General features: G+C 43.1%; 24 protein-coding genes. 9 read left to right on the top strand and 15 right to left on the bottom strand.

Annotated elements, in window-relative coordinates:
* Positions 1-414: 414 nt before the first annotated feature.
* Both VL121_RS01795 and trpS read right to left on the bottom strand, forming a co-directional pair.
* A complete protein-coding gene (locus VL121_RS01795) occupies positions 415-1050 on the bottom strand; it encodes a deoxynucleoside kinase (protein WP_325401532.1) in 636 nt (211 codons plus the stop codon).
* Positions 1051-1150: 100 nt separating this feature from the next.
* Positions 1151-2161 (bottom strand): tryptophan--tRNA ligase, encoded by a 1011-nt coding sequence (gene trpS, locus VL121_RS01790; RefSeq protein ID WP_325401530.1) that lies wholly within the window; start codon positions 2159-2161, stop codon positions 1151-1153.
* Positions 2162-2263: 102 nt separating this feature from the next.
* Here trpS and VL121_RS01785 point away from each other — a divergent pair, with 102 nt between their 5' ends.
* The 6 genes from VL121_RS01785 to VL121_RS01760 all read left to right on the top strand — a co-directional run bounded on the left by VL121_RS01785 (position 2264) and on the right by VL121_RS01760 (position 9774).
* Positions 2264-3745, top strand: a complete 1482-nt coding sequence (locus tag VL121_RS01785) for an aldehyde dehydrogenase (NADP(+)) (RefSeq protein ID WP_325401528.1) — start codon at positions 2264-2266, stop codon at positions 3743-3745.
* A gap of 87 nt (positions 3746-3832) precedes the next feature.
* Positions 3833-4669 carry an SMP-30/gluconolactonase/LRE family protein gene (locus VL121_RS01780; protein WP_325401526.1) on the top strand — a complete coding sequence of 279 codons (837 nt, stop codon included), beginning with the start codon at positions 3833-3835 and terminating at the stop codon, positions 4667-4669.
* Positions 4670-5140: 471 nt separating this feature from the next.
* Positions 5141-5941: a hypothetical protein gene (locus VL121_RS01775; protein ID WP_325401524.1), complete on the top strand. Its 801-nt coding sequence runs from the start codon at positions 5141-5143 to the stop codon at positions 5939-5941.
* Between the two features lie 40 nt (positions 5942-5981).
* A complete protein-coding gene (locus tag VL121_RS01770; RefSeq protein WP_325401522.1) occupies positions 5982-6530 on the top strand; it encodes a Riean_0653 family protein in 549 nt (182 codons plus the stop codon).
* 293 nt (positions 6531-6823) lie between these two features.
* A complete protein-coding gene (locus tag VL121_RS01765; protein WP_325401520.1) occupies positions 6824-7375 on the top strand; it encodes a Riean_0653 family protein in 552 nt (183 codons plus the stop codon).
* Between the two features lie 56 nt (positions 7376-7431).
* On the top strand, positions 7432-9774 hold the full coding sequence (locus VL121_RS01760; protein WP_325401519.1) for a T9SS type A sorting domain-containing protein: 2343 nt from the start codon (positions 7432-7434) through the stop codon (positions 9772-9774).
* 25 nt (positions 9775-9799) lie between these two features.
* On the opposite strand, the gene pdeM is transcribed toward VL121_RS01760, so the two are convergent.
* The 13 genes from pdeM to VL121_RS01695 all read right to left on the bottom strand — a co-directional run bounded on the left by pdeM (position 9800) and on the right by VL121_RS01695 (position 22513).
* On the bottom strand, positions 9800-10456 hold the full coding sequence (pdeM, locus tag VL121_RS01755; protein ID WP_325401517.1) for a ligase-associated DNA damage response endonuclease PdeM: 657 nt from the start codon (positions 10454-10456) through the stop codon (positions 9800-9802).
* Between the two features lie 109 nt (positions 10457-10565).
* Entirely contained in the window at positions 10566-11330 is a 765-nt protein-coding gene (locus VL121_RS01750; RefSeq protein WP_325401515.1) for a nucleotidyltransferase family protein, read from the bottom strand.
* Between the two features lie 80 nt (positions 11331-11410).
* Positions 11411-12862 (bottom strand): RapZ C-terminal domain-containing protein, encoded by a 1452-nt coding sequence (locus VL121_RS01745; RefSeq protein ID WP_325401513.1) that lies wholly within the window; start codon positions 12860-12862, stop codon positions 11411-11413.
* Positions 12863-12934: 72 nt separating this feature from the next.
* Positions 12935-13861, bottom strand: a complete 927-nt coding sequence (gene miaA / locus VL121_RS01740; RefSeq protein WP_325401511.1) for a tRNA (adenosine(37)-N6)-dimethylallyltransferase MiaA — start codon at positions 13859-13861, stop codon at positions 12935-12937.
* Positions 13862-13901: 40 nt separating this feature from the next.
* On the bottom strand, positions 13902-14468 hold the full coding sequence (locus VL121_RS01735) for an IS1096 element passenger TnpR family protein (protein WP_325401509.1): 567 nt from the start codon (positions 14466-14468) through the stop codon (positions 13902-13904).
* A 183-nt stretch (positions 14469-14651) separates the two neighbouring features.
* On the bottom strand, positions 14652-16070 hold the full coding sequence (locus tag VL121_RS01730) for a CCA tRNA nucleotidyltransferase (RefSeq protein ID WP_325401507.1): 1419 nt from the start codon (positions 16068-16070) through the stop codon (positions 14652-14654).
* Between the two features lie 104 nt (positions 16071-16174).
* On the bottom strand, positions 16175-16939 hold the full coding sequence (locus VL121_RS01725; protein ID WP_325401505.1) for a hypothetical protein: 765 nt from the start codon (positions 16937-16939) through the stop codon (positions 16175-16177).
* A 32-nt stretch (positions 16940-16971) separates the two neighbouring features.
* The gene (locus VL121_RS01720; protein WP_325401503.1) at positions 16972-17328 is read right to left on the bottom strand and encodes a DUF4296 domain-containing protein; all 357 of its coding nucleotides are present in this window, start codon (positions 17326-17328) and stop codon (positions 16972-16974) included.
* A complete protein-coding gene (gene porD, locus VL121_RS01715; protein ID WP_325401501.1) occupies positions 17325-18242 on the bottom strand; it encodes a type IX secretion system protein PorD in 918 nt (305 codons plus the stop codon). Before porD ends, VL121_RS01720 begins: the two co-directional genes overlap by 4 nt.
* Positions 18235-19431, bottom strand: coding sequence for a bifunctional phosphopantothenoylcysteine decarboxylase/phosphopantothenate--cysteine ligase CoaBC (coaBC, locus tag VL121_RS01710; RefSeq protein ID WP_325401499.1), 1197 nt, complete (start codon positions 19429-19431; stop codon positions 18235-18237). The genes porD and coaBC overlap by 8 nt, the downstream gene beginning before the upstream one ends.
* A 120-nt stretch (positions 19432-19551) precedes the next feature.
* Entirely contained in the window at positions 19552-19896 is a 345-nt protein-coding gene (locus VL121_RS01705; RefSeq protein ID WP_152269725.1) for a DNA-directed RNA polymerase subunit omega, read from the bottom strand.
* Positions 19893-20696 (bottom strand): outer membrane protein assembly factor BamD, encoded by an 804-nt coding sequence (locus tag VL121_RS01700; RefSeq protein ID WP_325401496.1) that lies wholly within the window; start codon positions 20694-20696, stop codon positions 19893-19895. Before VL121_RS01700 ends, VL121_RS01705 begins: the two co-directional genes overlap by 4 nt.
* A 161-nt stretch (positions 20697-20857) precedes the next feature.
* Entirely contained in the window at positions 20858-22513 is a 1656-nt protein-coding gene (locus VL121_RS01695) for an OmpA family protein (protein ID WP_325401494.1), read from the bottom strand.
* Between the two features lie 179 nt (positions 22514-22692).
* Between VL121_RS01695 and VL121_RS01690 the strand changes: the two genes are divergently transcribed.
* The 3 genes from VL121_RS01690 to VL121_RS01680 are packed head-to-tail and all read left to right on the top strand — an operon-like array spanning position 22693 to position 26056.
* Positions 22693-23655, top strand: a complete 963-nt coding sequence (locus VL121_RS01690) for a polyprenyl synthetase family protein (protein ID WP_325401492.1) — start codon at positions 22693-22695, stop codon at positions 23653-23655.
* A 17-nt stretch (positions 23656-23672) separates the two neighbouring features.
* Positions 23673-25382 carry a single-stranded-DNA-specific exonuclease RecJ gene (gene recJ / locus VL121_RS01685; protein WP_325401490.1) on the top strand — a complete coding sequence of 570 codons (1710 nt, stop codon included), beginning with the start codon at positions 23673-23675 and terminating at the stop codon, positions 25380-25382.
* A complete protein-coding gene (locus tag VL121_RS01680; RefSeq protein WP_325401488.1) occupies positions 25379-26056 on the top strand; it encodes a class I SAM-dependent methyltransferase in 678 nt (225 codons plus the stop codon). Before recJ ends, VL121_RS01680 begins: the two co-directional genes overlap by 4 nt.
* The last annotated feature ends 31 nt before the right edge of the window (positions 26057-26087 follow it).

Genomic DNA, 26087 nt, shown 5'->3' with positions numbered 1-26087 from the left:
ACCTTTGCGATTTGAATATTATTTGGTTCCTGTCATTTGGCATTTGGTGCTTTGTATTCCCTTCCGATTGTTTCACGCCCGCCTGACCGGACGTCCGCCGGTGCCGGTACTCCTGCCTGAACTGCCGAACGGCAGGCAAAGAAAGATTGGGATGCTGTTGGTATGCCGAAAATCATAATGTGCAGATCATGCATTCCTCTGTGTGCTTCTGTGTGCCGCTATGTCTCTGCGGTTCAAACATTTCACGGCTTCGGATTCCTGCAATCAGTCGTGTGTTGCAGTATTGTTCACCTTTATTCAAAGTTGAAATGGAAGAATCATATTGTTTGGTATTATTCCACAGCACCGTCCCTCTACACAGTGCGGAGAAGGAAAGAGCCCGCCCGAACGATGTTCAGTCGGGCGGGGGTGAGGTCAAAACAACCCGTACAACTGCGTATCAATTTTATGTATGATCTCTCCGAGGTGCTCTTCGTTTTCGGGAAACTTGTTCTTATCAACATCAATTACCAGTAATGCGCCTTCCTTATAACCGTCAATCCATTTATTATAAAATTCATTCAGGCGCTTCAGGTAATCCAGCCGTATATTTTCCTCGTATTCTCTTCCCCGCTTTTGTATTTGCCCCACCAGTGTAGGTACCGATGCCTGTAAATAAATGAGCAGATCGGGAGGATTAACCATGGTTTTCAGCGTTTCAAAAAAACGGAAGTAGTTTTCAAAGTCTCTTTTGCTCATTAACCCCATTTCGTGGAGGTTAGGCGCAAAAATATGGGCGTCTTCATAAATGGTTCTGTCCTGTATAACCGTTTCATCGCCTTTTTGTATTTCCAGTAACTGGCTCAGCCTGTTGTTTAAAAAATAAATCTGGAGGTTAAAGCTCCAGCGGGGCATATCTTCATAAAAATCATAGAGATAAGGATTGTGGTCTACATCTTCAAACTGGGGTATCCAGCGGTAATGCTTGCTCAGCATTTCTGTGAGGGTGGTTTTTCCGGCTCCTATATTTCCTGCTACAGCAATATGTTTGGGTTTTCTAGTTTTCGCCATTACAATTATGTTCAAAGTTTGAAATGAGGGATAGCAGATATACGTGCGTATTCAAGATATATAATTTTAGGTGCATTGAACCTCCCGCATTGTGTTTTTCTTAAAAATATTTTATCCCAATAGCTTCCCGCACCTGCTGCATTGTTCTTTTGGCGCTATCTCCTGCTTTGGCAGCGCCTTTCTCCATCACTTCCTTCAGATAGGTTTCATTACCGCGGATGGCTTTTGCTTTTTCACGTATGGGTGTAATGAACTGTACCATATCTTCCGCCAATTGCTTTTTTAAATCACCGTAGCGAATGGTACAGGCATTATAATCCGATTCAAATTTCCTGTACACCGCGGGAGCGCTAACGAGCTCTATGAGCTGAAATATATTTTCAATATAGTCTGGTTTAGGGGAATGTGGCGCTTTGGGACCTTCATCTGTTTTTGCCTTCATTATTTTTTTCCGGATGAGTTCATCATCATCAGAAAGATATAAAGTAGCGTTCTGATTTTCACTTTTGCTCATTTTACCCGTGCCATCAAGTGCGGGTACTTTCACTAAGGCTGCTCCAAAATTAAAGGCAAGCGGTTCGGGAAAAGTTTCTCCGTAACGATGATTGAACCGGCTGGCGAAATTTCTCGCCATCTCCAGGTGCTGTTCCTGGTCTTTACCAACAGGCACGTACAAGGCACGGTGCAGCAATATATCGGCAGCCATTAAAGAAGGATAGGTAAGTAATGCCGCATTGACATTCTGCGGTTGCGAACGGGCCTTATCTTTAAAGGTGGTTGTTTTTTCCAGCTCTCCTTTATAGGCCAGCGTATTGAGATACAGATAGAGTTCAGCAGTTTCATGCACAGCGCTCTGGCAATACAATGCTGCTTTATCCGGATCAAGTCCGCAGGCTAAGTATTCCGATATTACATGCAGCACATTTGATCTTAAACTTTTGGTATCCGGATGCGTGGTAAGCGAATGCAGATCGGCTACCATAAAATAACATTCATACGCATCCTGCATACGCACATAGTTCTGTAAGGCGCCAAAATAACTACCCAGATGCAGTATGCCCGTTGGGCGGATGCCGCTCATTACAACCGGTTTCTTTGCACTTTTTTCCATGGCGGCGAAGATACAGCATTTAGATATTGGGGATAATCATTAAAGATTGCCGAAATTTGGGGTGGAAGTTTTTATCCGTCTCACCTAATACTTATTATCACTATGCACACATTTAAAGACGCTACCGAAGTGGAGATCAACAGGGTAATGGAGCAATCATGGGCTGCATTTGAGGTGTACAGAACATGTTCACTAAGGCAAAGAGCCGGTTTTATACGCACCATTGCCACCGAACTGGGGTCAATAAGCGCATCGGTTGTTGCTGCAGCAATGCAAGAAACTAACCTTCCGGAAGCCCGGCTAAAAAATGAATTAACAAGAACAATATTCCAGCTCAACAACTATGCCGGTGCCTGCGAACAGGGCAACTGGCTGGAGGTACGCATTGATACCGCAATTCCGGAGCGCACCCCCCCAAAGCCAGATTTGAGGAAGCTACTGGTACCCTTAGGCCCCGTAGTTGTATTTGGCGCCAGTAATTTTCCCTTTGCTTATTCCACTGCCGGTGGCGACACAGCCTGTGCGTTGGCTGCCGGTTGCCCGGTTATTGTAAAAGCCCATCCGGCACATGCCCAAACATCCGGAATGGTGGCTGAAGTTATTATAAAAGCAGCCCGGCAAAGTAAAATGCCCGATGGCATATTCGCCCATGTATATGGCGCCGGATTTGAAGTTGGGAAGAGCCTGGTAATGCATACTCATACCAAAGCGGTAGGCTTTACAGGCTCCTATACAGGTGGTAAAGCCCTGTTTGACTGGGCAGCCCAGCGCAAAGAACCTATACCTGTTTTTGCAGAAATGGGCAGCACCAACCCTGTATACCTGCTTCCCGAAAAGCTCAGTCAGTCGCCCATTGAACAGGCCAAACTATATGCGGGCTCCATTACCCTCAGCACCGGGCAGTTTTGTACCAACCCCGGGCTGATCATCGGTATTGATAATGCTGATCTTCAAAAATTTATAACCGCATTGGGCCGCGAAATAGAGCAAGTGCCCCCTTCCACCATGCTGCACCCCGGCATAGCAAAAGCCTTTGCCGCCAACCGCTCCAGGGCATTGATGCAGGACCAGGTAAACACGGTTGCCATAGCGCAACAACCGCCGGAAGACAACCAGGGTATCCCTACCATTGCTTCGGCAACAGGACAGGCTTTTTTAAACAATCCCGTACTCCACCAGGAGGTATTTGGTCCCTACTCGCTTGTAATAAGATGTAAAGACATGGATGAAATGATTGCCGTGGCAAAGCGTATGGAAGGACAGTTAACAACCACCCTGATAGCAACGGAAACGGATATGCGCAATAATAGGGTATTGATGGAAACGGTTAAGAACAGTTGCGGCAGGATTATTATAAACGGCGTGCCAACCGGCGTGGAAGTATGCCTGAGCATGCAGCATGGCGGACCCTTTCCGGCAACAACCGATGCACGGTTTACCTCGGTTGGCGCCGATGGCATTAAACGTTTTGCCCGGCCGTTGTGCTTTCAAAACTGGCCGAACAGCCTGCTGCCCGATGAACTGAAAGATGGCAATCCATTGGGGATATGGCGAACAGTGAATAATGAATTGACGAAAGTATAATGCTTTATTTTTTATATTTGGCAAAGGTTCTGCATACCTTTCACTTTGATATTAAAACGCATTCATAAACTATAAACCATTCTGAACATGAAACCTTCTTTATTATGCGCCGTTCTTTTCAGTTTTATCCTGCTGTACGGCACAGCACAGTCGCAGGAGCATAAGCTCGTAAAAATATGGGAAACCGATGCCCTTCTAAAAGTACCGGAATCTGTACGGTACAACGCAGCCAAAAAAATATTGTATACCGCCAATATTGACGGGCAACCCTGGGAAAAAGATGGCAAAGGCTCCATTGGAAAAGTAGGACTTGACGGCAAGATCATTGCATCGGAATGGGTTACCGGTTTAAACGCCCCCAAAGGCATGGGCATTCATGCAGGCAAATTATATGTAGCCGATGTAGATGAGGTTGCGGTTATTGATATTGCCAAAGGAAAAATAGTACAAAAGATTGCTGTAGATGGGGCAAAAGGTTTAAACGATATTAGTATTGACGCAAAAGGCGCGATTTATGTTTCGGATTCGCAAACCAAAAAAATACACCGCATTGTAAAAGGAAAAGCAACTGTGGTGATAGACAACCTGCAGGGACCTAACGGCGTGCTGGCGGTTGGATCTGATTTGTATTTAACCAATTCCGGCGGATTGTATAAGCACGAAAAGACAGGTGCATTAACATTAATTGCCGATGGCATGGAAGGCGGAACAGACGGTATTGAAGCCGTGGGCAATGGCGATTTTATTGTATCGTGCTGGGCCGGCTCTGTATGGTATGTATATGCCAATGGTAAAAAAGACCATCTGTTAGATACGAGGGAGCAAAAGATCAATTCCGCAGATATTGGCTATGATCCTGTAAGCAAAACAGTGTATGTACCTACCTTCTTTAAAAACAGTGTAGCAGCCTATAGCCTTCAATAACAGTTAGGCTTATCGGAAAAAAGCAGTCGAAAATCGAAGAAATGGCAGCCGCTGCCGAATAAGCTTTCATAACCGGCGTTACTGAAGCATCTTTACATCAACAAGCAAATAGCAATAACACTAAGCAAACAGGTAAAACAAATTCAGTATTCAAAAAAACACCAGGTTGTTTAATTCTTCGCCAAAAATTCCTGCTGTAAAACAGGAATTTCCATCCATCAAAGATATTGCCGGTTGTACATCAACCGGCTTTATTTTTTATACAACAGCGTTCGCTAACCATTTCATTCTAAAAACCTCTTTTATTCTTCAGCAGCTCTGTTTCAATACCCTGCTATAAATGAAATCATATATCACTGTATGGTGTTTTTACTTATTAAAAGCATGTTTTAAAATAATTATAGTGCAAAAGTTTTTTTGCTATAGTTATTCAGTAATTTTTGAGTATTGTTTTACACCAAATTTTCTGCCATGAAGAAACACTTCCCTTTATCTCTCAGGAAATCTGTATTGCTATCAGCAAGCTTCTTTTTTGCACTTCTGTTTACTAATATACAAGCGCAAACCGAAACCGATACCAGTTTCAGCGCACAGATGAATTACATTTTTGCTAATGCACACAAAAGCAAGGTCCCTTATGGTATCTTAAAGGATTATGCTATGGAATTTACCAGCCTGGCTCAGTTTAACGGTACTGCGGTTTTAGCCGATAGCAATGCTACCGATTTGGGTGCTTTTTATGAGGTCTATTATACACTTTTAACCGGACGGATACACAGCAGTGCCACGGGTTTTGTAAAAACGGATTCTATCAATAACCGGTGGGCCGGCTACCGGCAGCCTGGACGCATAACCCTGGCAGGGTTGTTTTTCCAGTACGCCCGTTTTAAAGATAATGCCGCCGGTAATTACATTACTGTTTCCAGCGGACAGTTATATGATAAATATGTGAGCAGCGTGTGGCAAAACCCATATCAAACGGAAAAGGCATTTGTTATTTCTCCTTCTGTATTGCAGTACGACAGTTTAAGCTTCAGCATACTGCTGCCTGCCAATCTTTGGCTTACCAACAGCGGCAGTTCCGTTAGCAATATTAATATCAATGTAAACGATGGATTGGGCTACCGAACGCTTACGCCGGGCACTGCGTTGAGTGTAAGCTACTCCACCACCGGAAGTAAAGAATGGATATACCGGCTTAAGCTGACTGACGGCACTTATCTGTATGCCCATTCAAAAGTGTGGATAGGATTTTATAATCCTGGCACCTGATCTTAAAGTAAGGTTTCAGGTAAATTTAAAATGATTTAAAATGAAAAAGCTGTTGCATATCTTATTGCCACTTACCCTTTTTTGGATGTTCACAGCCTCCAAATGCAAAAAAGACGAGCTGCCGCCCGAAACGCAGGAAGGAAAGAATACTTTCGGGTGTTATGTAAACGGAGAATTGTTTGTACCCCGGGGTGGAGGATTAGGACCAATAAAAATCTGTTATTACCAGCTTATATACCCTTCTGAAAACGGATATGTCTTTCAAATATCTGCAAGCGATAAAAGCGGAAATGTTCCGAAAAATATCGCAATTAATATAGATAGTATGAAAATATCGGAAGGATTGATAATACAACTTAAACATGGAATACGAGGAGTTGAAGGAGGTGCTCAATATTCAGGTGAGCAGGGAGCAGATGGGATACATAGGTTTTATACTAATGATGAAGTACTTGGTCAAATTGTGATAAATAAATTTGACGAGATCAATCATATAGCAGCAGGTACTTTCTGGTTTACCGCCGTAAACTCGTTGGGTGATACAGCAAAAATTACCGATGGACGGTTTGATATGAAATACACAAGATGATTAATCAATAAACTTATATTTATGAAGAAGCTATTTTCTTTAATTTATAGTTGCATTATGCTGCTGCCCTTTGCCGTGGTAGCATAACAAACATATCCCTCACAGGTAATTACAGCTTCTGAAGCATATCTTGGCGTATATGCTAAAGGTCGGGTTACAATAAAATTTGCTAATCCTGTAAACGCGGTATTAACAAGACCATTGATCGTTACAGAAGGTTTCGATCCCGGGCATATTATGGAACCCGCGAAGATACCTTTTGAATTAATAAATAACCCTCAAATGCATTCACCATGAAAAAGCTGTTGAATATCTTATTACCACTGAGTCTTTTTTTGATGCTTACTGCTTCCAGGTGCAGAAAAGAGGAACTGCCGCCCGAAACGCAGGAAGGGAAAAACACTTTTGGCTGTTATGTGAATGGAGAATTATTTGTACCTCGGGGTTCAGGATTGGGTTCAATCAAAACCTGTTTTTACCAGTATATATACGCTGCCGAAAATGGCTATGTATTTTATGCCGGAGGAAGAAGGGAAGAGAATAGAGAGGGGTTTACAAAAATTGCGATTGGTTTCGACAGCCTGCAATTGGAAGCTAACAAAACTTACAAGCTCATCAATGTAGGAAGAGGTAATGCATATGGTAGCTACAGTTTTGCTGCTAGCCCGCTGGACACAATCCAAAATTATAATACATCTGAAATCAATACAGGAGAATTATTGGTTAAAAAGTTTGATGAAATTAATCATATTGTTTCGGGCACCTTCTGGTTCACTGTTGTTAAAACTAATGGAGATACAGTAAAAATTACTGATGGGAGGTTTGATATGCCCTTCACGCGGTAGTATTTTAATTCACTCATAAAAGAAATTATACCATGCTAAATATAAAATACTTTCTAATGTGCTTATGCACAGTATTTATATCATTAGAGAGCCTGGCTCAGTCAGCCACGGTTCAAATAACAGCTTCAGAAACTTATCTAGGCAAAGCTGCGAGTGGTATTATAAGCATTCGCTACTCTAATATTACTTTAGGACTCCGCCGTCCCTTGATTGTAGCAGAAGGCTTTGACCCGGGACATATCACATCTCCTGAAAAACGATTTGGCGAAACTAATATTAATACAGGCTTTTTGGATGAGGCACGAGATATTATCCTGAGTGCAAATTTGGCAGCACTTTTGGGGGGCTCCACCCAGCAATACGATATTGTATATGTAAACTGGAGTAACGGCACCGACTACATGCAGCGCAATGCACTTTTGCTGGAAGAGGTGATCCGCTGGGTAAACAATAACAAAGTCGCGGTAGGCGGGGTTGTTCAGCCCAACGTGGTGCTGGGTCAAAGCATGGGCGGCGTAATTGCCCGCTGGACCTTAAAAGATATGGAAGACAAGGGGCAAAACCACCAAACGCGCCTGTTCATCAGCTACGATGCACCCCACCAGGGCGCCAATGTGCCGCAGGGCTACCAACACCTTGCCCGCCATACCAGGGATCTTTACGTTAAAGCGGCGCCTTTGGCTGGCCCCGTAGAAACTATCCAGTTCTTCAGGGGCAGGCAGAGCCCCTTTCATGCGCTTAGTCTTTCCAATGAACCTGCCGCCCGGCAAATGCTGGTTAATTATATAAACGATATTAATCTTATAGACAACAGCCTACACAATGCCTGGCAAACAGAGCTCAAAAATAAAGGTTATCCACAGGGCGTATCGGGCATCGCGTTCCGCAGGGTGGCGGTAAGCAATGGCAGTGAGTGTGCTACCTCCCAGCCTTTTGCCGCGGGCTCAGTGCTATTGTCTTACAACGGTAAGGGCAAGGCTTCGTTTTGGGGCGACCTGGCGGCCGATGTGGTAATGCCGGCTGTTAGTCTTACGCTTAACCAGCCTGCCATGGGGCTGGGGCTTACCCTGCCCGGGAATACCAGCATGAGTTTTGAGATGGAAGTAAAATCAAAGGCCGATGGCAGCAGTAACCAGGTATATAAAGGCAAGGTTACCTATACCAAAAAAGTATTGGGGCTGATAAATGTAACGGCAGTGCTTACCAACCGAAGTTTCACCTCGTCATCCTCCACACTTCCTTATGATAATTTCCCTGGAGGGTATTACGATGTTAGCAAAGCGTTTGATCTAAGCAGCAGTCCAATTTCGAATGATCTCATTAAATTCAATGCCACAGTACAGCAGCAGCCAAATTTTTGCTTTATACCTACACCCAGCGCCTTAGATATAGGAGGTGGTAATGTAAGCCTTGCTAAAGCCGATTACCTTACCAGTTATGTGGGTGCAACTCCACCCTCCGCCCCCAAAAACACACCCTTTCAAAACTTCATCACCGCTTTTAGTGACGGCAGTGCCAATAATGAAGAGCATATTTCCATATTGAGAAGGAATGGAGACTGGGTAGCTGCCGAATTAAACAATACCAATCCTGTTGCCAACTGCTCTGTCTTTTGTAATTCCCTGTCCATAACCGGTACTGCTGCTCTTTGTACCAGCGCAACATATTCAGTGCAGGCTATTGCAGGCGCTACTTATACCTGGACGGCTTTGCCTGCCGGCAGTGTTACTTTCTCCGGATCCGGTAATTCGGTTACGGCAACCCGCAATGGCACATATAGTGGCAACGCTACCATTAAAGTATTAGTCTCCCTTGCTGCCTGCGGTACGGGGTTTCCTTCACTACCTGTGACGGTTGGACCTCAACCTACCGCTGCAGTTTATGGAGACTGGGACAATCCTCTGAAAATAATTGTCGGTGCAGATCCGGTAACAGGGGCTACCTCTTATAAGTGGTATGTCAATAATGTTTATATAAAATCTACTACCAACCCCAACACTTCATTACCCTACAATGGTGATTGCTACACCAGTGTAACTGTTGGCGTTGAAGTAGTAACTTCCTGTGGCACTTCAGGCAAAACCAATACCAATATAGGAACTGCCCCCTGCGATAATTTTTACATCATCGCACCCAATCCGGCACAGGACATTATTACTATTACCGCAGATGGACAAACAGGCATGGCCGCTAAGGCTGGTACATCATCTCCATCCGCTAGCAGTATAACACAGGTTAAAATATACAACGCCCACGGCGCTGCTGTAAAAACGATACAGTATACCGGCACCACAAAACAGGCACAAGTAAATGTAGCAGACCTGACGGCTGGTTTATATTTTATAGAAGTATCGAACGGAAACAACAGGCAAACAAAAAAACTGGTGATAGCCAGGTAAAATTGAAAGAGCCAACTTTCAATCCTCAGATCAACATCACCCTGTCGTTTACTATGGCAAAAACCTTATCCTGCTTTTCGGGTACTACCGTTGCCAGCCCGGTAAACCGGCTGAAAGCAGGAAGGGTACAGTAATGGGCAGTAAAATGAAAACAGGGTAATCTTAAAGACTGCCTGGCCATTCCTTTAATATAAACCCCCGGGTGAATATGCCCGGAGAAAAAATATTTATCACTACTTTCCCCCGGTGATATACTATAGTTGTGACGAAAAATAAAATGCTCCGTGGCAAGCGCATCCGTGTGTAAGTCAATAGCCGTGGCTTTATACCACTGATCCTGCAAAATATCGTGATTGCCTTTAATAAGCTGAATGGAAAGAGAAGAAAAATCTTTCCGCCACCTGCTGAATAACTCCAGCTCCTTATTGCTTTCGCTGTGAAACATATCGCCAACAATGATCAGTTGTTCCGGCTTAAAAAACTGAATTGTGCTAACCAGGCGCTGCATATCGTCCTTAAAAACCGTTTGGGGTACGCCAATACCCGCCTTGCGAAAATGCCCCGTTTTTCCTATATGTAAATCGGCCAATATCAGCGATCGCTGCGCTTCCCAATAAATGCAGCGCTCCGCGCATAACCATAAGGTTTGCCCAGATACGATATGTTTTAAAGGGGGATGCATGGGGAGTGCAGGTTTCAAGTTTCAGGGCGTCCATTCTGATCTGGGCTTATCGTTTATTGTTTGTAGTTCATGGTTGCAGAGGCTTTCGCTGATACCTTACACCTCAAAATTAATGAAAATACTTTTCCGCTTTTTCAATAGCTTCCGGTTTGCCGGCATCAATTAATACATCGCCGGAATGATCGTAGCCCAGAATGGCATGGCGGGCAGATAACCGGAGATACAGATCCACCAAAGAAAATTTTCCTTCTTCGGTGATCAACACAAAAATAGCCGGATCAATAATATGTATACCGCTGAATGCTTTAGGTGTGTTTTCTACATTCGGGATGGAAACTTTTTCCTGCCCGGATGCATTATTGCGCCAGCCGCACAGCTGGTTTTTTTCAGTAAACAAAAAAGCACGGGAGGCGCTGCGGCTGGTTACCGCCAGTGTAATCAATGGCTGATGCTGCTGATGAAATGCCAGCATAGCATGTATATCAAGATTGGTTAAAATATCGGCATTGATCACAAAAAAAGGATGCTGCTGTTTTAAAAACCATGCGGCTTTCTTTAACCCGCCACCGGTTTCAAGCGGTTCCTCCTTTTCATGCGAAACAGTGATATTGCAATGAAAATGATCATTGACGTTTAAGAAATCAATAACCTGGCTGGCAAAATGATGCACATTGATAATGATATTGGTAATGCCAAATGTTTTCAGGTATTCAATATTGCGCTGCAACAAAGGCTTTCCATTTACCGGTGCCAATGCTTTAGGATGATGATCCGTCCAGGGCTTCAGGCGCGTACCCAAACCCGCGGCAAAGATCATAGCGGTAGTTAAACCGTTTTTTGAGTGTATCAAATTTTCGCTGGTATTACGCATCATATTAACCAAAATCATTGCTTTAAAATAGTGAGTAGCGAGGGTGTGTACGACTTACTACTTACCACCTACCACTGACTACTTTATCCGTTCACCCAATTTTTTTCTTCCTGCACCAGGTGATGCAAAGCTACTTTAACGCCAAATTTTTCCTGCAGGTGTTTGGCCAGGCTGTCTGCAGCGAATACACTGCGGTGCTGTCCGCCCGTGCATCCAAAGTTCACCACCAGGCTTTCAAAATTCCGTTTTATATAGCCGCTTACCGAAATATCCACTATGCCATATACATACTGTAAAAAAGCAGGCATTTCACTTTTATGGAGCAAAAACTCCTGTACCTCCTTATCCCTTCCCGTGAGCTTTTTATAGGCTTCAAAACGGCCGGGATTGAAAATGCCGCGGCAATCAAATACAAAGCCACCACCATTTTCAGTATCCGTTCCGGGTATACCATTACGGTAGGAAAAACTGTTGATGTGCACAACCAGGGCGGTACCCGGAGCGGCTTTTACCGTTTCATACCGCTCCATAATGCTGTCATCTACAATATGCCATAATACCTTTTGCAGCTCGGGCAGGCGGATCGGTATTTTCTTATTTTCCAGGAACCAGCGCAATTGCTTTAATGCAAATGGAATGCTGGTAATAAAGTGTTGTTTTCTTTCAAACAGCCCCCTGAAGCCGTAAGCCCCCAGCGTTTGCAGCATCCGGATCAGCACAAACCCGTCATAACTGTCTAAAAAATCCTTTTTGTCAAGCCTGTTGCCCAGCAACTCATTTACCTTTTCAAAATAATACGATACCAGTTCTTCTTTCCATTCATGTGGCAATGCTGCTCTGGCCTGCCACAGCATAGCGGCCGCGTCATACTGCAAAGCCCCCTGCATTCCACCCTGGAAATCTATAAAATACACCCGTTCATCTTTGATCATTACATTTCGGCTCTGGCAGTCGCGGTGCATGAAGTATTTCGCTTCTTCCTGCATGAGATAGCTGCTTAGCAATTCAAAATCGTTCAGCAACAAATTTTTATCGTAGGGTAAATCGAGTGCCCGCACAAAATAATAGAGGAAGTACAAGAGGTCGGAGTAAATGGCCTGCTTATCAAAAGATTTTGTGGCAATGCAATTGTTATAGTCAAGTCCTTCTCCGCCCTGCACCTGCAATCTTGCTAATTGCGCAAACGCTTTACGGTATAATTCCTTCACCCTTGTACTATAACCCTCTTCCTTTATGATATCAAACAAAGAAGTATCGCCAAAATCTGTTTGCACATACATGGTTTTCTCCTTATCTGTATACAATATTTCAGGCACTGCCAGTTGTTTGCCATAAAAATGCCTGGCAAATTCAATGAAGGCATTGTTTTCAGCAATATTATTAGGATTACTGGTAATAATATAGGAACGGGCACCGGCAATTCCGCGAAAATACTGGCGGTTGCTACCCGCCTGCTTTAGGGTATACAACTCACCTGCGGGTTGTTTAGTCCACTGTTCAAAAAAAACTTTTACTTCATCAATAACATCTGCCATAGTGTCCATTTAGGGGGCAAAGATAATTAACAGGATGGGGATATACAGCTATAGCATTTCCTTAGATACATTTCAACATGCATGGTGTTGCTTTGTATGGGTTCGCTCTTCAATAAAATCAATTATGTTTTTTACATCGTCCGGCGCAAACCAGTGAATGCTTTCGTCTCTTTTAAACCAGGTAAGCTGCCTTTTGGCATAATGCCGGGTGTTTTTTTTTATGGTATCTACAGCTTCCTGTATCGTGCATTTCCCGTCTATATAATCAAAAAGCTCTGTGTAGCCTACTGTTTGAAGCGCATTGAGATGGCGATAAGGATACAGTGCAGTGGCTTCTTCCAGCAGCCCCTCATTCATCATGCTATCCACTCTTTCGTTGATGTTATGATAAATTGCTTTACGCGGCAACTCCATACCAATGTTAATAACAGAAAATTCTCTTTGCTTTTGCGGAAGGGAATGCAAAGCCAGGATAGATTTCCCCGATGACAACTTTACTTCCAGCGCCCGCATCATCCTTTGCGGGTTCTGCATTTCTCCTTTGCTGTAAAATACGGGATCGTGCTGCCGCAGCATTTCCTGCAACCAGCTTATACCAATGGTTTCATACTGTTGCCTTACCCTTTGCCTGACCTCTTCCTTCACTTCAGGCATATCGTCCATTCCCTTGCAAAACGCTTTTATATACAGCCCGGTACCGCCTACCATTATGGCAATATTGTGCTGTTCAAAAATTTCGGCTACAGACTGCAACGCATAGGTTTCAAACCTGCCCGCATTCATCTCTTCCTGTATACTGTGAGTGCTAATGAAATAATGCTTTATTTTTAGCAAATCTGAAGCCGTGGGTTTAGCCACGCCAATATTCAGTTCCCGGTAGCATTGCCGTGAATCTGCGGAAATGATATCCGTTTTAAAATATTCCGCTAATTGCAGCGACAATTTTGTTTTACCTGCTGCAGTAGGACCGGAGATTACGATGCAGGTTTTATTGAACATACAAACAGGAGTAGCATGTGGTAAGTGGTAAGTGGTAAGATTATACATCTTCCTTCTCGTCTGCTCCGCTTTCTTCCTCCGGTTCGGCATCTGTATCTGCAGCTTCTCCTTCTTCGCTAAAACCTTCCACTCCTTTACTGAGATCGTATTTTTCTTCAATATCTACAAACCTGTCGCCGAGTATACTTTTTGTTCCGTACTGGCTGGGGGCTATGCCTTCGCTGCGGATGATGGCGGGATAGGATAATTTAGGATTTTCATCTTTGGATACGCTGATCAGTTCTACCAGGAAAGTCCAGTTCCGGGTAAAATCATATACATAAATGAATTTTTCGTTGGGATTGCGTATTTCGGAACCAATAGTAGTTGCCGACATAATAAGGGGCTCCGCCTTATAGGGTTTATCGTATTTTTCGATACTTATTTCACGCCCCCGCTGCCAGTGATCATTACTACGGTAAAAAGTAGCCTGGTGCTTAGAATCAAATTCAAAACTTTTTAAAATAATGAAGTGCAGATCCAAAAAAGATTGTGTGTGCTTTGCGGCAACATCGCGGTAAATACTGTCATCCTCTTCGAAATAAGCCCTGAATTTTAAAATAGCCATGTGTATCGTTTAGATGTTGAATATCGTACAAAATTTGTCAAAAGTAATATAATTCCACCAGTTAGGCAGGCTTTGTGTTTTGTACGCATTTTTTCTTAGTGCGCCTGGTGGTAAAAAATATAACCGCAGTAAATCAATCCTCAGAATAGTAGCTCAAAATTAAAATTAGCCATTTTTATATATTTACTTCACAGGCGCCAGGTTTAATTCACCGGCTTTTACAAGCATATAATCGTAGGCAGCATCATAATTGTTTTCAATTTCGCCATCTAATATTGCGTCTTTAATGGCGTTCTTAATATCGCCTACTTTTTTGCAGGGTGCAATACCAAATATGTCCATGATCATTTCTCCGGTAATGGGTGGCTGCCAGTTGCGAATCCTGTCTTTCTCTTCCACTTCATGCAATCGCTGCTGCACCATTTCAAAATTATCGAGGTACCGTTTTACTTTTTGCCTGTTTTTGGAAGTAATATCCGCTTTACATAAAGTCATCAATGCTTCAATGTCATCGCCTGCATCAAATAAAAGGCGGCGTATGGCAGAATCGGTAATGTTTTCTTTTGTAAGACTGATAGGACGCAAATGCAGTTCCACCATTTTTTTTACGAACCGCATTTTATTATCCTGCGGAAGCCGCAGCCTGGTAAATATTTTGGGAACCATCCTCCCTCCTACCACTTCGTGGCCGTGAAAGGTCCATCCATGCCCATCTTCAAATTTTTTGGTTGCCGGTTTGCCAATATCATGCAAAACAGCCGCCCACCTCAGCCAAAGATCATCTGTATGCACCGATATATTGTCTACCACCTGCAGGGTGTGATAAAAATTATCTTTATGCCCCAGTCCGTCTTTATACTCAGCGCCTGCCAGGTCAACCATTTGAGGAAAAACCAGGTGCAGCAAACCAGACCTATACAGTAAATCCAATCCAACAGAAGGCTTTTCGCTTAGCAGTATTTTATTCAATTCATCCGTTATGCGTTCCTGCGAGATGATATGTATGCGTTCCACGTTATCCCTGATGCCCTGCCATGTATTATCATCAATAGTAAATTGCAACTGGGCAGCAAAGCGGATAGCCCGCATCATCCGTAACGGATCATCACTAAAAGTTTGAACGGGATCGAGCGGCGTTTTAATGAGCTTGTTTTTTATATCCGCTATTCCTTCAAAAGGATCAATAAGCCGGCCATAATCATCTTTATTTAAACTTACAGCCAGCGCGTTAATCGTAAAATCTCTCCGGTTCTGATCGTCAGCAAGGGTACCCGGCACTACTTCAGGGTTCCGGGAATGATACCGGTAGCTTTCCTTCCGTGCGCCCACAAATTCAATATCAAGCCCGTCAATGCGAATATGCGCGGTGCCGTAATTTTTAAAGAAAGCCACTTTAGGGGATGGTGTAAATTGCTTTACAACTTCATGCGCAAGCGTTATGCCATCGCCTGCACAAACAATATCCGCATCACTGGTTTTACGGCCAATCAGCTTATCCCGAACAAACCCACCTATAATATAACAGTCTACCTGCAGTATTTCGGCTGCATGCGCTATTTTTTTGAAAATGAATCTCTCTTTTTCGGTGCAATTCGTAAACATATAAGCACAAAAATAAGAAAGGTTTAAGGTGATGTGTTCATTTTTGCAGCAGATTCACAGATTTCATCGCAGCATTTGAGACAGCTTTTAATTTGCAGGAGGTACTAAGCCTTAAGTTGCTCCTTCTTTTGAAGGAAAGCGTCAATAACAGCCTTTACATTGATCAGTTGTTTTTTATGGTCAATGCGGTTAGCCATTACCGGGTTTACTGTATTCATTACGTGATAGCTTTGGTGAATGAGCGCCTCAATGGCTTTTGCACCCTTATCAGATAAGCCGGCTTCCAATACCGCGTTTTCCTCCTGCTGCTCAAAGTCCGGTTGAATATCTTCCAGGTCGTCTACAATAAGATAATAGGTAATTAAAGCATACCAGGCGTTTACGAGTTGCTCTTTTAAAGCATCATCAAAATCAAAATAACAAAGGCTAAACAGGTAAGCATCTGCACGGGTAAGAGATTTGTAAGGCGTTCCTAATGCTACAGCAGCTTTTTCTTTTTCACCCGAAAAATAATATATAAGATCCTGCAGGAAGGATGGGTTTTTACATTGGGGGCGGGTTAAAGCAATACATTCGGTAATATGTTCTTCAAAATTAATGGCTTTATTTTCCAGCTTGGCCGCACTGTGCAATATGCCTTCCAGCAGGCGCAGGTGCTGTTCCGAAAGCAGTTCTGCTTTGGAAAGTCCCAGCCTGAACTGGATATCTATATACAACGGAATAAATAAATAGCCGGGCATGGGTACAATATACAACAGCCTGTTTTTCCAGTACAAATTATCTGCCGGCACTTTCCGGTCGGTCAAAAATTTTCCTATTTCCATATCAACACCATACCCCAGCTTAAGGTCATCCTTGCTTGTAAACATGCGTAAAAGCTTTTTCTTTTTTGATTGCTGAATTAATCCATGGGCATCTGGTATACTTCATTTCTTTTTCGTTGCGCCCTGGCATTCAAAGAATCCATCATCGTTTTAAAAATGCCGGTATGCGAACTGTAAAAATCATAGCTCTTTTTAAATTGCGCTTCCGTTATCTTATGCAGCAAAAATATCTTTTGATATTCTTTCTGAATTTCGGCTTCTTTATTTTTGGATGAATCTTTGGATACATAGGAATTCACGAACTCTTCGGCCATTGTTATTTCAAATAGTATATTCCCCATTTCATGCGGCTCAATAACGCCGGAAGGCACTTTGTTTCCCGAACACCCTGCTAACAGCCATCCGGCTATCAGTACTATATACCACATTCTCATTTTAATTCCTGTTTATAGACGCCCGCGTTTGTAATATCCAATCTTTGCAGCAATTCCGATGCCCGCACTCTTTCCTGCGGCGGCGATTTCTTAAAGAGTTTGGATAACTCTTCGCTCTTTCCCAGAAAGAAAAACTGCAGGGCCATAAGATTCCGGTTATCGGTACCCAGTGTATTTAAATGATTAAGCCCGTTAAGGATTTGCTGCCGCGCTTCATTTTCATCTTCATACATCTTATCCATACCCAGCCGGTAATAAGCATAGTAGGCATCGTGCAGCAACGAATATTTACTGTTGTTGAAATTTTCAGCCAGCCAATAACGGTTGCGCTGTCCGTCAAATGCTTTCCATCCCGTAATATTGCGTCCATCGGGAGCGCTGCTTACTATTTGCTGCGCTTTTTTAAAATAGGGATCGCCGCCTCTTGGTGAAAAAGAATCATAATCCAATCCCAGTATCATATACACATAATAGGCAAATGTTGCGGTGAGGTTAGACGCCGCGGGATCGGAGCCTGTTACATTGCTCTCATTGAATTCCATCTGCTGAAATTCAACGTATTTAAAGGTTACATCATTATCCTGAAAATTCATCAGGGGCGAAACATAGCTGCTGTTGTATACCGGGCGGGCGGTTTGAATGGTTAAAACCGCGCGGTATACATTAGGTTCAACATCCTGTGTAACGTTTAAAAGAAAATGGCAGATTATCTTCTCCTGCTGCCGGTAGTTATCATTCGTCCACTTCCTGTTATTGAGAAAATTAGTTAATGCCGTTTGCAGGGTTTGAAATGCTTTTTTATCAACCGAGCTTTTAATTTGACCGGCCATTACCGACACTTTAGCATTCAATTCCTGCCCTGAAACACAACAGGAGAACAGCAAACCCACCAATAAAATGGAAATCTTATGCATGGATGTATTCAATTATATAATCAACAATATCTTTAGCTACAGCGGCTTTGGATTTCAGATCAAATTTTTTCTCTCCTCCATTGCTGTCAAAAATAGTTACCTTATTCGTATCCTTTCCAAAACCGGCACCACTATCACGCAATGAGTTCAGTATAATAATATCTGCGTTTTTTTGCTGTAGCTTTGCCAACGCGTTTTCGCGTTCATTGGTGGTTTCTAATGCAAAGCCTGCTAATACCTGTTTGCCTGTTTTCTTCTGCCCCAGGCTTTTTAAAATATCGGGTGTTTTTTTCAGCGCTACCTGCCAGCTTTCTTCTTTTTTCTTTATTTTTTCGGGAGCAACAGCAACCGGTGTATAATCGGCTACCGCAGCAGCCATAATAGTAATATCCGTTTCCCCAAAAACACGATGGCAGGCGTTGTACATTTCTTCGGCGGTTTGCACGTTAATTACATTCAACCCCTCCAGGTTAAATGTACCCGGCGCCGGACCCAGTACTAAAGTTACCGCCGCTCCGCATTGTAATAATTGCCGCGCAATGGCTACGCCCATCTTTCCACTGGAATGGTTGCCTATGAAACGAACGGGATCAATATGTTCGTAGGTTGGACCGGCTGTAACCAGCGCCTTTTTACCACTTAACCTGCCGGCATTGTTAAATTGCTGAACAAGGGATAATATTATGGCCTCCGGCTCAGCCATTCTTCCCTCACCAAATAAGCCGCTGGCCAGCTCACCGTTTGTTACCGGCACAATTATATTTCCATCAGCGGCCAGTATTTGCAGGTTGCGCCGGGTACACGGGTGCTGCCACATATCTTCATCCATAGCAGGCGCAAGCATTACCGGGCAGGTTGCAGAAAGGTAAACAGCCAGTAATAAATTATCGCAAAGCCCTGCCGCCATTTTGGCAAGCGTATTACAGCTTAAGGGTGCCACCAGCACCATATCGGCCCAGCGGCCAAGCATTACATGGTTGGCCCAGGTATCTTCCTTAAAGATATCAATGAATACCGTATGCTTTGAAAGCGTTGCCAGGGTAAGCGGAGAAATAAAATCCTTTGCGGCTGCCGTCATAATCACTTTCACTTCGGCGCCTTCCTTAATAAGTGCTCTTACCAGGAGCGCAGACTTATAGGCAGCAATGCTGCCCGTAACACCCAGTACAATTTTTTTTCCCTTTAACATTTTAAAAAATTCTTTCGGTAAGGATTTCCCCGGTTAATTATATCAGACGCTCCCTAAAAATACAAAAGCGGCAGGTATTAATTGCCGCAAAAGAGTTTTAAAAATATAACCGGTAAAATTTTAACTGAACAGGTCATTATCACTTTTACGATGATAAATTTTGTCATCAAAAAATTCCTGTGTAGCCAATAATGCCGGGTTAGGCATTCTTTCATAGGCCTTGGATATTTCTATCTGTTCCTTATTTTCATGAATCTCTTCCAGGCTATCGGTATGGCTTGCAAATTCTTCTAATTTATTATGCAGCTCCTCTTTAAGCGCAATATTGATCTGGTTGGCTCTTTTGCCTATAATGGCAATAGACTCATATAAGTTACCTGTCTTATTCTTAATGTCAACCACGTTCTTCGTTTCTACTACATTAGCCGTAGTGTTTGCACCCCATTGTTTTCTTAGTCTGCTCATTGAGAAATAGTTTTTAGATTAGTTTGCGACAAAGTTAAGTAACGTTCCGCTTCTTTCAGCAGTTTACTTTCCGGAAACCTGTCCTGGAAGTCCTGCGCCTCCTCTATTACCTGCCCATAACGTTCATTTTGCCTGTCAGGTATACTCATAGCGGCATATTTATAGTAAGATTTTACTACCCAAAGCTTAAATTCATCTGCATTGGGTGCATCCGGGTAACTGTTCAGCAGGGTGGTAAAGGATATGGCTGCCGCCTTGTACTGCCCAAGGTTATAATACAACTCCGCACTGCTATAGTCCTTGGCTATCATCTTACTATAGCATTGGTCAATAATTTCCTGTGCTTCCTTATTCCGCTCCGATCCGGGGTGCGTATTAATGAATGTTTGCATCTGCCCCATAGCTTTAATGGTATTGGTTTGATCCAATGCGGGCTTGGGCGACTGTTTAAAGAAGCAGAAAGCATGCATAAAATCTACTTCCTCCGCTTTCGCACTATTTGGGAAATATTCCAGAAAGCTTTTAAACAAATTTTCAGCGCTGATATAATCTTTCAGATAATAGGCGCAGTAAGCAAATTTATAATGGATGTCTTCAAATTTATTAGACCCTTTGAACACGGGAAACAAATCTTCATACAACTGCTGCGCAAAGCGGTATTTCTTCTTCACAAAGTACTGATCAGCCATCCGGAGCTTATACTCATAGTCCTTGCTTTTCATTACTTTAGAAAACTTAGAGCAGGATGAAAGCACACAAACTGCGCCAACCAGCAAAAAAAGGTATTTGATTATTCTCATAAAAGGCGGGCAAAAATAATTGTTTTATAACACAATCCGGGAGAATAAAAGTAAACTTCTCATATTTAGCAAGACGTTAAGGTATTGATAAAAAAAACTGGCTCAGCAAAAAGCCGGAGCCAGTTTTTTAAAATTATGTATAACCTATGGTTATCAATTTATTATCCCCTCCTTCTCAGGTTAGGATGCGGTGCGGGAACCGTATTAGGACCTTCATCGCCTGCATCAGCCGATCTAAGATCTACCGTATTACAATCTCCGCCAACTTCGCCGTATTTGAATATTAAGCGATCCGAACTGATGCCCTGCTTTTCTACCAGGTAGTTGATTACCACATTAACCCTGTCCCAGCTCAACTGCTGCGATGATTTGGAAGGTTCGCAGGTATAACTTGTTACTACCACTTTGCAATTGGGATTCTGGCGTAAGCGCTCTGCCACGTTAGCCAGAACAGCTTCCGCATCGCCGGATATTTTATACACTTTAGCATTAAAAGAAATGCTGGGCAAATCGCCTATTCCGCAATCGCCGCCTCTTTTACCAACATAACCTTCAAAGCATGATTCGTCAGGACAAGGGCATTTACCAACACCATCTGCATCAACCGGCTGGCAAATGGTTGGGGTAATGAGTTCTTTATCTTTATAATCGGGTACACCGTCACCATCTGTATCCCTGCTCACCCCATGCGTATCAACTGCCGCGCCGGCAGGCGTATTGGGCTCCATGTCAAACTGGTCGGGTACACCATCGCCATCCGCGTCATCCAATACCGGTTTTGGTATTTTCATGTGCCTGGGCGAATTTAGCTCGCTATACGCATAATCCAATGGATTGAGCCACCACAAAGGCTGAACGGATTTAGAACCCAGGTTAATATTTAACCCTAAACTGGCATAATTATACATATCATTGCTGGGAGTAAGCACCCTGCCGGTAGTAGGATTACCCGGGGTACTGGTATTCTGCCAGCGAACGCCATCCAGCAGGTCATCACCTATAAAGGTTAGCCTGTCTTCCAAAGCAAGATTTAACCTGTCGCTTAATTTAATGGCAACGCCTGCCCCAAAAGTTCTGGAGAAACGGAGTGTTTTTCCAAAAAGCTTAGCCCTGGCATTCCCTTCATTTTCAGCAAGGGTGTTATAGCTTCCGGCATCTAACAGGTTTTTAACGTCCTTAATGGTTTGCCTTCTTTCTTTATAAACATTGCTAACCCCAATTGTACTGAAATTATATGCTGTACCTGCATCGGTTGCAACGTTGGTTTTCGTTTCATATATGGTAGCGCCTATACCTGCCAGGGCGTATACAACAAAACCGGTTTTACCTTTATGAAAACGGATGTTATTGAAAGTAAATACGCCCTGCAACGAAAGGTCCTGCACATTGGTTTTATAGTTATCGAAAACGGTTTGCCCAACGCCATAGCCCGCATCACGCCAATGATCAGCAAAACCACTTGTTCTTTCTTTCCAGTTTACGCCGCTTGCCTTACCATATACATATTCAGCTCTTACAGAAAACAGGTAACCTAACGCTTTTCTTACATGCACGCCAAACCCGGGTGTAGGAAACTGTGATGCCACATCTCCCAATATATTAAATGTGCCCACCTTTACCCCAAGTTCCCATTGGTTTCTTGGTTTTGCAGGAAAATTATATTGATTATTCAAAAATTCATTATGCTGCCCCAGTCTTTTAGAAGGAATGAGAGAAGAATCTCTCCAGTCATAGCTACCGGTAGTTTCCTGGGCAAACAGGTACGAGGTTAGCAAAGTAAATATCCCAAGCAGCAATAAAATTCTTCTGGTTGCCATAATGTCAAAAATTAGTGAGTAAATACGGTAATCTTGCAAAAAAGTTATATGCAAAAGTATTGATTGACCCGCAAATACCAAATTTTTTAAAAATAATAAATTACACTGCTAACTTGCAGTATTTTACCTGTGTATGTAACATATGCCTTGTTACAACATTTATGCCTTTTTTTTATAAGATGAATATAGCAAAGAAAATCATAGGGGATGAGTTGGCCATCTTTGAATCAAAGTTCAGGGCATCAGTTAAAAGCAATGTTCCGTTACTCGACAGGATCATGCAATATATTGTAAAACGTAAGGGAAAGCAGCTTCGTCCTATGTTTGTGCTGCTTTCGGCTAAGCTTGCCGGAGAGATCAATGATGCTACTTACCGGGCGGCTTCGCTGGTAGAATTGTTACATACCGCTACCCTGGTGCATGATGATGTTGTGGATGAATCGTATGAAAGAAGGGGTTTTTTTTCTACATACGCGTTGTGGAAAACAAAGGTTTCTGTTTTGGTGGGAGATTATTTGCTGAGCAAGGGGCTGCTCTTATCCCTAAACGGGCAGGATTACCGGATACTTCATATTCTTTCAGACGCAGTACGCCAAATGAGTGAAGGAGAGCTGTTGCAAATTGAAAAAGCGCGGGGATTGAATATAGATGAGGACATTTATTTTGAAATCATTAAAACAAAAACAGCTTCCTTACTGGCATCAGCCTGTGCAGCGGGAGCCTGGTCGGGCGCAGAAAATGAGGATATTACTGAAAAACTCAGGCAGTTCGGAGAATACACGGGTATAGCTTTTCAAATAAAAGACGACCTTTTTGATTACGGTACCGACAACATTGGCAAGCCAACCGGCAACGACATCAAAGAAAAGAAGCTTACCCTTCCTTTAATATATACGCTTAATCATGCCGGCTCATCAAAACGCAGGGAACTGATATACATCATCAAAAACCAGAACCGCAGAAAAGAAAAAGTGAACTATGTAATTGAAAACGTAAAGCAGGCCGGAGGAATAGCATACGGCATACAAAAGATGATGGAATACAGGGATAAAGCCCTTTCGGTACTGCATGAATTTCCCCCTTCTGAAATTCGCGATGCATTGGAAGAAATGGTAAATTACACTACAGACAGAAAGCATTAGGCATACAAAAACACCAGATGGAAAAAAGATGGCATATCCTGGAGGCGCCGGAAGGTAAAGCGGAGCAGTTGTCCAATGCCCTTAGAATACATCCCGTGCTTTGTAAAATACTGGCGCAAAGAGGAATGGAAACCTATGAAGAAGCTAAGGACTATTTTCGCCCGCAACTATCCGGCCTGCATGACCCGTTTTTAATGAAGGACATGACGAAAGCGGTGCAAAGAATAACTACCGCTTTTGAAAAAAAGGAACGGATCCTTGTATTTGGTGATTATGATGTGGATGGCACTACAGCAGTTTCCTGCATGTTTCGCTTTCTGCAAAGCATTTATATCCCCGAAAACATCCGGTTTTACATTCCTCACCGCTACCGCGAAGGCTACGGCGTTTCTAAGGAGGGTATTGATTTCGCCTGTGAAAATGATATTACCCTCATTATAGCTTTGGATTGCGGCATTAAATCGGCAGACCTGATCCGGTATGCCAGGGTAAAAGGCATTGATTTTATTGTTTGCGATCACCATTTACCCGATGAAGACCTGCCTCCTGCGGTTGCCATATTGAACCCCAAGCAAAAAGATTGCTCCTACCCTTATAAGGAACTTTGCGGCTGCGGCGTAGGATTTAAACTTATTTGTGCATTAAGCGCGCATTTAGGGCTTAACGAGAAAGATTGTTTTAATTATCTTGATTTAGTGGCTACTGCCATTGCCGCCGATATTGTGCCCATGACCGGAGAAAACAGAATACTTGCCTATTATGGCGTAAAACAGGTAAACGAAAACCCTTCTCCCGGCATAAAAGCGCTTATTGAATTAAGCGGACTTCAAAAGTCGGAGATGCATATTAATAATCTTGTTTTTGTTATTGCCCCGCGTATAAATGCCGCAGGACGCATGGATGATGCCCGGAAAGCTGTTCAGTTATTCATTGAGGAAGACTATACTAAAGCCATTGAATACGCCGGCATGCTCCACTCTGATAATGACGACAGAAAGGAAGCCGACAGCAGCATCACCGAGCAGGCTTTACGCATAATTGAAAGTGATGATATACTGGTGAAACGAAAAACAACGGTGGTTTACCGGCCGCACTGGCATAAAGGAGTAGTAGGCATTGTAGCTTCCAGGCTTATTGAAAAATATTACCGCCCCACCGTAGTGCTAACACAAAGCGGCGAAATAGTGGCCGGCAGCGCCCGGAGTGTGCCCGGCTTTAACCTGTACGAAGCTATTCATGCATGCCGCCAGCATTTATTAGGATATGGCGGACATTTTGCAGCCGCGGGTATGACGATGCTGCCCAACCAGGTGGAAGCCTTTAGCAGCAAGTTTGAAGAAGTGGTAACCGCCCAAATTAAACCCGCGCAACTGATTCCTGTACTTGTTATTGACGCAGCAATTGAACTTGCCGATATTAAGCCCGTTTTTTATAAAATCATTTCCCAGATGGAGCCCTTCGGACCCGAAAACCTGCGCCCTGTTTTTATATGCCGCAATGTTACCGATACCGGTTATTCAAAAGTGGTGAAAGAAGATCATATCAAATTCTCCGTAAAACAAAATAACACCATAATAAGCGGCATAGGATTTAATATGGCACAGCACTTTGGCTTACTGCAATCCAAACAACCCATTGATCTTGTTTTTACAATAAATGAAAACGAATGGAACGGAGAAAAAAGCCTGCAATTAAAGGTTATTGATTTCAGACCAGGTATGCAGTGAAAAAGTGGATTAACTATATAAAACTTTTCTGGTATTTTGCAGCCAACTGGAATCCCCTGCTTGCGGGTTTTATATTATGGCATGAGATAAGAGGAGAAAAAAAATACAGGATCGCTACTTCAGCACCCCTTGAACTATCCGAACTCACCATTACCAACGGCAATATTTCGCAGTCATCAAGATATGAAGCTGTAAATTATTTTATACTGGAAGCCCTGCTCAGCAGGCTGCACGCCATTGCTGATGAAACGTCATTTACAGACCTTGGCTGTGGGAAAGGCAGGGCAATGGTAGTAGCCGCTCATTACGGATGCACAAAAATAAAAGGTGTTGATTTCGCTAAAGAAGTTTGCAGCGTTGCTGAACAGCATTTGCAGCAATTACATACGCAATTTCCGCAAATGGAATATAAGCTGTACTGCCAAAACGTACTCGATTATGTTATACAGCCCGATGAGTGCGTTTTCTTTTTATTCAATCCTTTCAGTGATGAAATCATTTCCCGTTTTCTTGAAAAAGTGGATATTTCAATAGCGCAACATCCCCGCGCCATTTACTTTTTATATGCCAGCCCCAAACACGTAGAAACTTTTTTTGAGTTCGAATACGAACCGGTATACCGCAAAAGAAAATTAAAATGGCTGGACGGCGTTATACTGAGAAAAGAAATGTAGCACCATACAAACCCGCGGCAAATTATAAAAC

The organism is Agriterribacter sp. (genome assembly GCF_035497235.1).
Taxonomy (GTDB): Bacteria; Bacteroidota; Bacteroidia; order Chitinophagales; family Chitinophagaceae; genus Agriterribacter.
The sequence above is the reverse complement of the archived record's forward strand: the minus strand, read 5'-3'. Positions and strand labels throughout refer to the sequence as shown.